Origin of the sequence: Pseudomonas amygdali (assembly GCF_002699855.1) — a bacterium.
GTDB classification, from domain to species: Bacteria; Pseudomonadota; Gammaproteobacteria; order Pseudomonadales; family Pseudomonadaceae; genus Aquipseudomonas; species Aquipseudomonas amygdali.
Genome location: NZ_LKBW01000235.1, coordinates 37261 through 47673, shown reverse-complemented (window position 1 = coordinate 47673; position 10413 = coordinate 37261). Strand labels below are relative to the sequence as shown.

Below are 10413 nucleotides of genomic sequence, written 5' to 3'. Positions count from 1 at the left end.
CAGGATGCAGGCCGCCAAGGCAGCGTAAGTGGATAATTGTCCAACCTTCGGGGGGCATACCACTCCAGCGTGGGAATGCAGTTCACGACGCTCTGCGTCGAAAGAGGACGCAGAGCGCCCAGACCGGCATGCCCACGCGGAGCATGGGCACGATAGTGTTCCCCTGCACGCCCTAGGGGACGATAGGCGTTCCTTCAGCCGAACACTTCGCTCAACAAATCATGCATCGACTTGAACGCACGGCTCGACACTTTGGCGTCGTACATCATCATGCCGGGAACATTGGCGTGCGGGTCGGTGAAGGAATGGAATGCCCCACCGTAACTGTGCAGCTGCCAGTCCACACCAGCGGCGTTCATTTCCTCTTCAAAAGCAGTTAACTGCTCTTTCGGCACCAGCGGGTCCGACGCGCCGTGGAGAACCAGCACCGAGCCCTTGACGTTCTTCGCATCAGCCGGGTTGGGCGTGTCCAGGGTACCGTGAAACGAAATGGCAGCCTTCAGCTCGGCCCCGGTACGTGCGAGCTCCAGCGAGCAGCAGCCACCGAAGCAGAAACCGAATGTTGCGATCTTGCTTGAGTCCAGAGACACATCCGCCTGGCTCAACAACTGGTCGAGGCCTGCCTGCATACGCTTGCGCAGAAGACCGCGATCATTCTTGAGCGGCGTCATGGCAGCGCCCGCCTCGTCATTGTTACTCGGGCGAATCTGCTGACCGTAAAGATCAGCCAGCAGCACTACATAACCCTTCGCAGCGACCGCTTTGGCGATGTCTTCAGCACCCTGGCTGACACCCATCCAGTTAGGCGCCATCAACAGGCCTGGCTGTGCAGCGCTAGCTTTCGGGTCGTAGGCAAGACGGCTTTCATAAGTCTGGCCATCGATCTGATAGACCACAGAACGAATTTCGATATTGCTGCTCATTACTGACTCCTGATCGTTAGGGAGATGAAAAACGTGTCGCGGGAACTGAAACAAAAAACCCGCCGAGGCGGGTTTCTTGTCAACCGGCTATCAAACCGACAGTTCTACCAACAGCTTGTTCAGACGACGCACATACGCGACTGGATCCTTGAGGCTGTCACCGGCGGCCAACGCCGCCTGATCGAACAGGATGTGCGACAGATCGCCGAAGCGCTCTTCGCTCTGCTCGGCATCCAGCTTGCCGATCAGCGGGTGGGCCGGGTTGAATTCGAAGATTGGCTTGGAGTCCGGAACCTTCTGACCGCTGGCTTCCAGAATCTGACGCATCTGCAGCCCCATGTCCTGCTCGCCAATGGCCAGAATCGCAGGCGAATCGGTCAGACGATGGGAAACACGCACCTCACTCACAGACTCACCCAGCGCAGCTTTCAGGCGCTCGATCAGGCCCTCTTTGTCCTTGGCGATCTCTTCCTGTGCCTTCTTGTCCTCTTCGGAGTCAAGATTGCCCAGATCAAGGTCGCCACGCGCCACATCCACAAAGCCCTTGCCATCGAAATCGCTCAGGTAGCTCATCAGCCACTCGTCGATACGGTCGGTCAGCAGCAGCACTTCGATGCCTTTCTTGCGGAAGACCTCAAGGTGCGGGCTGTTCTTGACCTGTGCGTAGGATTCGCCAGTGAGGTAGTAAATCTTGTCCTGACCTTCCTTGGCCCGCGCGAGGTACTCGGCCAGAGAAACGCTCTGTTCACCGCTGTCGTCGGACGTCGATGCGAAACGCAGCAGACCGGCGATTTTTTCCTTATTGGCGAAGTCTTCTGCCGGACCTTCCTTGAGGACCTGGCCGAAGTTTTTCCAGAAACCCTTGTACTGCTCGGGTTCGTTTTTCGCCAGCTTCTCCAGCATGTCCAGCACGCGCTTGGTCAACGCCGACTTCATCGAGTCGATGATCGGGTCCTTCTGCAGGATTTCGCGGGAAACGTTCAGCGACAGGTCATTGGAGTCGACCACGCCCTTGACGAAGCGCATGTACAGCGGCAGGAACGACTCGGCCTGATCCATGACGAAGACGCGCTGCACATAGAGCTTCAGGCCGCGCGGTGCTTCGCGCTGATACAAATCAAACGGAGCACGCGCAGGCACGTACAGCAGCGAAGTGTATTCCAGCTTGCCTTCAACCTTGTTATGGCTCCAGCTCAGCGGGTTCTCGTAGTCGTGCGCGACATGCTTGTAGAACTCCTGATACTCCTCATCCTTCACCTCGGTGCGCGGACGGGTCCAGAGGGCGCTGGCGCGGTTGACGGTTTCCCACTCCAGCGCCGGTGCCTGCTCGCCTTCGGCTGCCGGAGCCTGCTCTTTGGGCAGCTCGATCGGCAAGGCGATATGGTCGGAGTATTTTTTGATGATGTTACGCAGACGGTAGCCGTCAGCGAATTCCTCTTCACCGTTTTTCAGGTGCAGAACAATACGGGTGCCACGATCAGCCTTGTCGACGGTGGCAACTTCGAACTCGCCTTCGCCCTTGGAGGACCAGTGCACGCCTTCATTCGCTGGCGTGCCGGCACGACGGCTGAACACTTCGACCTGATCGGCAACGATGAATGCCGAATAGAAACCCACGCCGAACTGACCGATCAGGTGCGAGTCCTTCTTCTGGTCGCCCGACAGGTTTTTCATGAAATCAGCGGTGCTGGACTTGGCGATGGTCCCAAGATGGGTGATCACATCTTCACGGCTCATACCGATGCCGTTGTCTTCAAGGGTAACGGTCTTCGCGTCCTTGTCGAAGCTCACGCGGATCTTCAGCTCGGCGCCGCCTTCCAGCAACTCCGGCTTGGACAACGCTTCAAAACGCAATTTGTCGACCGCGTCAGACGCGTTCGAGATCAATTCGCGAAGGAAAATTTCCTTGTTGGAATACAGCGAATGGATCATGAGGTGCAGCAGTTGCTTTACCTCGGTCTGGAAGCCCAGGGTTTCCTTTTGAGTTTCCACACTCATAATCATCAAACTCCGATCTGGATGGTATAAGCCGTCACGATCAGGCATAAGCCCGTGTGACAGCGGGTAGTCATCAAGGTGGGGGCTGGGTCGGGGATTTCAAGAGCCAATGATGCGCGGAGCGTGTTTCATGCGCCGGATACCGCACGCATTGCGTTGGTGGGTGCTCGCCAGAACTGTCCGCAATCGGCACGGCGCTATCGGCCTGTAACGACCGCGAAACAACGGCCTCCGATATTGTCATCACGGGTGGAACTTAACTCATGACGGCAGGCTCTTAGCCTCGTGAACACTCAATAAGGAGAAACACCCCATGCGTAAATCTTTAGCCTATGCCTTGATGCTTTCTGCCACCCTGGGCCTTGCCGCCTGTGACAAAAAGTCCGAAAACACTCAGCAAGATGCCAACAAGGCAGCTCAGCAGTCCCAGGAGTCGATGGAAAAGGCTCAGGAAAAAGTGAATGACGCGGCCAAGGAAAGCCAGGAAGCCGCTCAGAAGAACGCTGAAGCCGCTCAGCAGCGTACCAATGAGAACGCCAACAAAGCGCCAGAAGCAGCGCCAGCCACCAAGTAAGGCTGAAACGCTTACAGAACTAAAAAAGCCCGCTTAAAGCGGGCTTTTTCATTTAACTCGTTTCACTTGGCACGTAACGTCAGTTCGACATTCATCGTGTACCGACTTCAAGCCAGCGCCTCGCTGCGCTTGCCCATGAGCCTGTCAACGGCTACAGCGCCCGCCAGCGTGATTACCGAGGGCACCAGCCATGCCAGGCCTTGATCACTCAGCGGCAGACTGGTCAGCACACCCGGCAGATAGTCAGTAAAACCGGCACCCTTCAGCGCGTCGATCAGGCCAAAGATGAGCGATACCAGCATTACCGGTGCAACAACCCGTCCCTGGCTCTGCCAAAAGCCTTTGCAGAAGCTCAGCGCCACCAGCACGATACACGGTGGATAGATAGCGGTGAGTACCGGAATCGAAAACTGGATCAGCTTGGTCAGCCCCAGATTGGATACCAGCAGCGAGAACACCGCCAGGATGATCACTAGCGTCCGGTAGGACAGCGGCAGCACCTTGGCAAAGTATTCAGCACAGGCACAGGTCAGGCCTACCGCAGTCACCAGACACGCCAATGAAATCAGCACGGCGAGAAAACCGCTGCCCAATGAACCAAAGGTGTGCTGCACGTAGGCATGCAGAACCGCCGCGCCGTTGCTTGCGCCTGCCGCGACCGCATGGCTGCCGGAACCCAGGCGAAACAGGCTGACATACACCAGCGCCAGCCCGACACCGGCAATGAGCCCGGCAATGATCGCGTAGCGCGTGATCAGACGTGGTGACTCGACACCACGAGAGCGAATGGCATTGACGATGACAATCCCAAAGACCAGCGCCCCGAGGGTGTCCATAGTCAGATAACCATTGATGAAACCCTGGGAAAACGGCGCAGCGGCATAGGCGGGCTCAGCCTCGCCTATTCCGCCTGCGGGTAATGCGAATGCCGCGACCCCCAATACTGCCAGGGCGATAATCTTGAGCGGTGCCAAAAAGCGCCCGACCGTGTCGAGCAAGCGCCCCGGATACAATGAAACCCAGAACACCACCAGAAAATACGCCAGGCTGTAGAGGAACAACGCGACTGGAGTGTCACCGGTCAGAGGTGCCAGGCCGACTTCAAACGAGACGGTCGCGGTACGCGGGGTCGCGAACAGCGGGCCGACCGCCAGATAGCAGACGGCTGCGAGCGCCCCGCCGGCAATCTTGCCGATCGGGCTGCTCAGGGCATCCATTGCCCCCCCTACCCTGGCCAGAGCAATCACCGTAACGACCGGCAGCCCGACCGCCGTGACCAGAAAGCCCAGCGCCGCCATCCAGACATGTGGTCCGGCCTGCAGGCCCACGATGGGCGGAAAGATAATGTTGCCAGCCCCGACAAACAGGGCAAATGTCATAAAACTGAGTGCCAGGATGTCCTGGCCTTTCAACACTTTCATTACGAGGGACCACACGGAATCGAAATAAGGGATGGGACGTCACCCATGAATGGGGCAGACGCAGCCCGTCGGCGTAAGACGTGGCAGTACCTTGCGAGACGCCCCTCGTGAGGGCAACGCAAAAACGGCGGACAGGGTAGCCAACTTCGACCGAAAATGCACTGTCTCAGGGCGCGCCAGCCGACGACGCACCGTTTGTTGGCGGATGTAAAGCCCCAGACAGTTGGAAATGCCGGCAATGAGAGGTCCAGGTGAACCAGACCGGGTAAGGCGAACCTTTTCAGGCGCCCAAACAAAAGCCACCCGAAGGTGGCTTTTGTCGATTGCTCGAATCAGGCAAGCGAGCTTACCTGATCAGCAAACAGTGAAGCTTACTTGGTTGGCCAGCCAGTCAGCTCGGCCAGGGCCTTACCGATGTCTGCCAGGGAGCGCACGGTTTTTACACCAGCGTCCTGCAGTGCAGCGAATTTCTCGTCTGCAGTACCTTTACCACCCGAGATGATTGCACCGGCATGGCCCATGCGCTTGCCCGGAGGAGCAGTAACACCAGCGATGTAGGAAACAACAGGCTTGGTCACGTGTGCCTTGATGTAGGCAGCCGCTTCTTCTTCAGCCGAACCGCCGATCTCGCCGATCATGACGATCGCTTCGGTCTTCGGGTCTTCCTGGAACAGCTTCAGGATGTCGATGAAGTTCGAACCAGGGATCGGGTCACCACCGATACCTACACAGGTGGACTGACCGAAACCGGCGTCAGTGGTCTGCTTCACAGCTTCGTAGGTCAGGGTGCCGGAACGCGACACGATGCCTACCTTGCCTGGCAAGTGAATATGACCTGGCATGATGCCGATCTTGCACTCGCCCGGAGTGATGACGCCTGGGCAGTTAGGACCGATCAGAATCACACCCAGCTCGTCGCACTTGACCTTGGCTTCCAGCATGTCGATGGTCGGGATGCCTTCGGTGATGCAGACGATCAGCTTGATGCCGCCGAACGCTGCTTCAAGGATGGAATCCTTGCAGAAAGGAGCCGGAACATAGATGACGCTGGCAGTAGCGCCAGTGGTGTCTACGGCTTCTTTCACAGTGTTGAACACTGGCAGGTTCAGGTGCGTGGTGCCGCCCTTGCCTGGAGTCACGCCGCCAACCATTTTGGTGCCGTAGGCAATGGCTTGCTCGGAGTGGAAGGTACCTTGCGAACCAGTGAAACCCTGGCAGATAACCTTGGTGTCTTTATTGATCAGGACGCTCATTACTTGCCCTCCGCGGCTTTGACAACTTGTTGAGCAGCGTCGGTCAGGCTGGTCGCAGCGATGATGTTCAAACCGCTTTCTGCCAGTACTTTAGCGCCCAGTTCAGCGTTGTTACCTTCAAGGCGAACAACAACCGGGATTTTCACGCCGACTTCTTTCACTGCACCGATGATGCCTTCGGCAATCATGTCGCAACGAACGATGCCGCCGAAGATGTTGACCAGTACTGCGGCGACGTTGGTGTCGGACAGGATGATCTTGAACGCTTCGGTAACGCGTTCCTTGGTGGCACCACCGCCAACGTCAAGGAAGTTTGCAGGCTTGCCGCCATGCAGGTTGACGATGTCCATGGTACCCATGGCCAGGCCAGCACCGTTGACCATGCAGCCGATGTTGCCTTCCAGCGCTACGTAGTTCAGTTCGAACTTGGCGGCGTGAGCTTCGCGAGGGTCGTCCTGCGAAGGATCGTGGAAGCCCTTCAGCTTGGGCTGACGGTACATGGCGTTGGCGTCGATGTTGATCTTCGCGTCCAGGCAGTGCAGATCGCCGTCAGCCTTGATCACCAGCGGGTTCACTTCCAGCAGGGCCAGGTCATGGTCCTGGAACAGCTTGGCCAGACCGGTGAAGATCTTGGCGAACTGAGTGACCTGCTTGCCTTCCAGACCCAGCTGGAATGCCAGATCGCGGCCCTGGAACGGCTGAGCGCCGACCAGTGGGTCGATCGTGGCCTTGAGAATCTTTTCAGGAGTGTCGTGAGCGATCTTCTCGATGTCCACGCCACCTTCGGTGGAAGCCATGAACACGATACGACGGCTGGAACGATCGACCACAGCGCCCAGATACAGCTCTTTGGCGATGTCGGTGCACGATTCGACCAGGATCTTGGTCACCGGCTGACCGTTGGCGTCAGTCTGGTAAGTCACCAGGCGCTTGCCCAACCACTGTTGAGCGAACGCTGCAGCGTCTTCCTTGCTGCGAACCAGCTTTACGCCGCCCGCTTTACCGCGACCACCTGCGTGAACCTGGGCTTTGACGACCCACTCGGTTCCGCCGATCTTGTCGCAGGCTTCTGCTGCTGCTTCCGGGGTGTCTACCGCGTAACCCTTGGATACTGGCAGGCCGTACTCAGCGAACAGCTGCTTACCCTGATACTCGTGAAGATTCATGCTTATTACCGTCTTCGTTTAGGTACTGCGCATTCGGTGCTGCACGTCAGCGTGCCGCACCACCTGTGACCGCTACTCCGGGTGGACTCCGCAAGTGCCGTGGGACACTCGTGAAGCCGCCTGAGAGGTCGAGTCCGGCGCAGATTCCGCGGTAAGCCCTGCTTGCAAGGCCAACGACGGGCACTGCGCCGTGGTTTCTCTTGTTGTCTCAGCGTTTCTTGCGATTCTGGATATGGATGGCGCCGCCATTCACAGCCAGTGCAGCTTCATGCAGCGCTTCGGACAGGGTCGGGTGCGAGAAGACCATCATGCCGATGTCTTCTGCGCTGCTGCCGAATTCCATCGCGATTGCGCCCTGCTGTACCAGCTCGGCAGCGCTTGGACCAATAACGTGAACACCCAGTACGCGGTCAGTCTTGGCGTCGGCAATGATCTTGACGAAGCCGCCGGTGTCGTTGGCTGCCATGGCACGGCCGCTGGCCGCGAACGGGAACGTACCGACATTGACTTCAACGCCTTCGGCCTTGAGCGTCTGCTCGGTCTTGCCGACCCAGGCGATTTCCGGGTGGGTGTAGATAACCGACGGGATCAGGTTGTAGTTCATCTGAGCCTTGTGGCCCTTGATGCGCTCGACAACCATGATGCCTTCTTCCGACGCCTTGTGTGCCAGCATCAGGCCACGCACCACGTCACCGATGGCGTATACGCCAGGAACGCTGGTGGTGCAGTAGTCGTCAACGTAGATGAAACCGCGCTCGTCCAGATCAACGCCGCTGTCCGATGCCAGCAGGTCAGTGGTCACGGGACGACGGCCAACGGCAACGATCAGACGATCAAAGGTAATCGACTGCTCGCCAGCGGCGTCGGTGTAGCTGACCACCACTTCTTCGCCATCGACCTTGGAACCGGTCACGCGAGCGCCCAGCTTGATGTCCAGACCTTGCTTGGTGAAGGTTTTCAGCGCTTCCTTGGAAACTGCTTCGTCGGCCGCCGGAATGAACTTGTCCAGTGCTTCCAGAACAGTGACCTGAGCGCCAAGGCGAGCCCATACAGAGCCCAGCTCCAGGCCGATCACGCCAGCGCCGATGACGCCCAGACGCTGTGGAACCTGTTGGAATTCCAGAGCGCCGGTCGAATCGACGATGACTTTCTGGTCAACCGGAGCTGGCGGGATGTCGATAGGACGCGAGCCCGAAGCCAGAATCACATGGTCAGCTTCGATGATTTCAACGGTGCCGTCGGCAGCCGTCAGCTCGACCTTCTTTCCAGCCAGCAGTTTGCCGTGGCCTTGCAGAGTGGTCACGCCATTGGCTTTGAACAGGCTGGCAACGCCGCCGGTCAGGCCTTTGACGATAGTCGACTTGCGACCGATCATGGCCGGCACATCGATGTTCACTTCAGATGTCGAGATGCCGTGCACGCTGAAGCCGTTCTTGGCTTCATAGAACTTCCAGGAGCTGTCGAGCAGCGCCTTGGAAGGAATGCAACCAACGTTGAGGCAGGTACCACCGAGGGCCAGTTTGCCCTCCTTGTCCTGGTACTTCTCGATGCAGGCAGTCTTGAGACCAAGTTGCGCAGCCTTGATGGCGGCAACATAACCGCCAGGGCCTGCGCCAATCACTACCACGTCGAATTTCTGGGACATAACAAAGAGTTCCTCTTTAGCTGCGAGCTTTTAGCTGCAAGCTGCAAGCTGCAAGTCGATCCGCGATCAGGCAAAAACGACTTGCGACCTATTAATCAGGTGAAACACACCAGCCCCGGCTGCACGCTTTATCGCTTCTGACTTGAAGCTTGCAACCACGGGCTGCCTCATCAGATATCCAGCAACAGACGAGCCGGATCTTCCAGCAGGTTCTTGATGGTCACGAGGAAGGTTACCGCTTCCTTGCCGTCAATCAAACGGTGATCGTACGACAGTGCCAGATACATCATCGGACGAATCACTACCTGACCGTTGACTGCCATCGGGCGCTGAAGAATGTTGTGCATGCCCAGAATTGCAGCCTGTGGCGGGTTGACGATCGGCGTCGACATCATCGAACCGAAAGTACCACCATTAGTGATCGTGAAGGTGCCACCGGTCATCTCGTCGATGGACAGTTTGCCATCACGGGCTTTCTTGCCGAAGGTGGCGATGCCGCCTTCGATTTCAGCCAGGCTCATGTGCTCGGCGTTACGCAGAACCGGTACAACCAGACCACGGTCGCTGGACACTGCAACACCGACGTCAGCGTAGCCGTGGTAGACGATGTCGGAGCCGTCGATCGACGCGTTGACAGCCGGGAAGCGTTTCAGCGCCTCGGTAGCAGCCTTGACGGAGAACGACATAAAGCCCAGACGCACGCCGTTGTGCGACTTCTCGAACAGGTCCTTGTACTTCGAACGCAGTGCCATGACTTCGGTCATGTCGACTTCGTTGAACGTGGTCAGCATGGCCATGTTCGACTGGGCTTCGACCAGACGCTTGGCAACGGTTGCACGTACACGAGTCATCGGCACGCGCTTCTCGGTGCGGTCGCCAGCAGCGACAACCGGAGCGGCAGCGGCAGCAGGTTTGGCAGCAGGAGCGGCGGCTGGAGCGGATTTCTTCGCCTCAACGGCAGCGACCACGTCTTCCTTGGTGATACGGCCGTCTTTACCAGTGCCTTTGACGCTGGCCAGGTTAATACCGTTTTCTTCAGCGAGTTGACGCGCAGCAGGCGCGGCAATCGGGTCTTCTTCGCCAGCGGCAGCCGGTGCAGCGGCGGGTGCCGAGGCAGGCGCAGCAGAGGCAGGCGCAGCAGAGGCAGGGGCAGCAGCAGGTGCTGGAGCAGCAGATGCCGTGGCACCATCATTCAAAGTGCCAAGCACTTCGTTGGAGAGGACGATAGCGCCCTCTTCCTTGGTGATCGAGCCCATCACGCCGTCAGCTTCGGCCAATACTTCCAGAACAACCTTGTCAGTCTCGATATCGACCAGCATCTCGTCCCGTTTTACCGCATCACCCTCTTTTTTGTACCACTTGGAAATGGTGCCATCGGCAACGGATTCCGGGAAAGAGGGGGCTTTGATCTCGATAGCCATTATCTGTAATTC

At 58.0% G+C, this 10413-nt stretch carries 8 protein-coding genes; 1 reads left to right on the top strand and 7 read right to left on the bottom strand.

The window, feature by feature from the left end; genetic code table 11:
- Positions 1 to 194: 194 nt before the first annotated feature.
- Both AO277_RS15390 and htpG read right to left on the bottom strand, forming a co-directional pair.
- On the bottom strand, positions 195 to 923 hold the full coding sequence (locus AO277_RS15390; protein WP_044318296.1) for a dienelactone hydrolase family protein: 729 nt from the start codon (positions 921 to 923) through the stop codon (positions 195 to 197).
- Positions 924 to 1013: 90 nt separating this feature from the next.
- Complete coding sequence (gene htpG, locus AO277_RS15385) at positions 1014 to 2921, bottom strand: molecular chaperone HtpG (RefSeq protein ID WP_044318295.1); 1908 nt, start codon at positions 2919 to 2921, stop codon at positions 1014 to 1016.
- A gap of 313 nt (positions 2922 to 3234) precedes the next feature.
- On the opposite strand from htpG, the gene AO277_RS15380 reads away from it, so the two are divergent.
- Positions 3235 to 3495, top strand: a complete 261-nt coding sequence (locus AO277_RS15380) for a lipoprotein (protein ID WP_002552985.1) — start codon at positions 3235 to 3237, stop codon at positions 3493 to 3495.
- A gap of 107 nt (positions 3496 to 3602) precedes the next feature.
- On the opposite strand, the gene brnQ is transcribed toward AO277_RS15380, so the two are convergent.
- From brnQ to odhB, 5 genes are all read right to left on the bottom strand, one after another.
- On the bottom strand, positions 3603 to 4916 hold the full coding sequence (gene brnQ, locus AO277_RS15375) for a branched-chain amino acid transport system II carrier protein (protein ID WP_044318294.1): 1314 nt from the start codon (positions 4914 to 4916) through the stop codon (positions 3603 to 3605).
- 371 nt (positions 4917 to 5287) lie between these two features.
- Positions 5288 to 6169 (bottom strand): succinate--CoA ligase subunit alpha, encoded by an 882-nt coding sequence (gene sucD, locus AO277_RS15370; protein WP_004664700.1) that lies wholly within the window; start codon positions 6167 to 6169, stop codon positions 5288 to 5290.
- On the bottom strand, positions 6169 to 7335 hold the full coding sequence (gene sucC, locus AO277_RS15365) for an ADP-forming succinate--CoA ligase subunit beta (protein WP_002552981.1): 1167 nt from the start codon (positions 7333 to 7335) through the stop codon (positions 6169 to 6171). The genes sucD and sucC overlap by 1 nt, the downstream gene beginning before the upstream one ends.
- A 208-nt stretch (positions 7336 to 7543) precedes the next feature.
- Positions 7544 to 8980, bottom strand: a complete 1437-nt coding sequence (gene lpdA, locus AO277_RS15360; protein ID WP_002552980.1) for a dihydrolipoyl dehydrogenase — start codon at positions 8978 to 8980, stop codon at positions 7544 to 7546.
- Between the two features lie 170 nt (positions 8981 to 9150).
- The gene (gene odhB / locus AO277_RS15355) at positions 9151 to 10401 is read right to left on the bottom strand and encodes a 2-oxoglutarate dehydrogenase complex dihydrolipoyllysine-residue succinyltransferase (RefSeq protein WP_044318293.1); all 1251 of its coding nucleotides are present in this window, start codon (positions 10399 to 10401) and stop codon (positions 9151 to 9153) included.
- Between the last annotated feature and the right edge of the window lie 12 nt (positions 10402 to 10413).

Excerpts from the sequence above, each read along its gene's own strand:
- sucD (WP_004664700.1), bottom strand. The coding sequence starts at position 6,169 with ATGAGCGTCCTGATCAATAAAGACACCAAGGTTATCTGCCAGGGTTTC.
- htpG (WP_044318295.1), bottom strand. The coding sequence starts at position 2,921 with ATGAGTGTGGAAACTCAAAAGGAAACCCTGGGCTTCCAGACCGAGGTA.
- brnQ (WP_044318294.1), bottom strand. The coding sequence starts at position 4,916 with ATGAAAGTGTTGAAAGGCCAGGACATCCTGGCACTCAGTTTTATGACA.
- odhB (WP_044318293.1), bottom strand. The coding sequence starts at position 10,401 with ATGGCTATCGAGATCAAAGCCCCCTCTTTCCCGGAATCCGTTGCCGAT.
- lpdA (WP_002552980.1), bottom strand. The coding sequence starts at position 8,980 with ATGTCCCAGAAATTCGACGTGGTAGTGATTGGCGCAGGCCCTGGCGGT.
- sucC (WP_002552981.1), bottom strand. The coding sequence starts at position 7,335 with ATGAATCTTCACGAGTATCAGGGTAAGCAGCTGTTCGCTGAGTACGGC.
- AO277_RS15390 (WP_044318296.1), bottom strand. The coding sequence starts at position 923 with ATGAGCAGCAATATCGAAATTCGTTCTGTGGTCTATCAGATCGATGGC.
- AO277_RS15380 (WP_002552985.1), top strand. The coding sequence starts at position 3,235 with ATGCGTAAATCTTTAGCCTATGCCTTGATGCTTTCTGCCACCCTGGGC.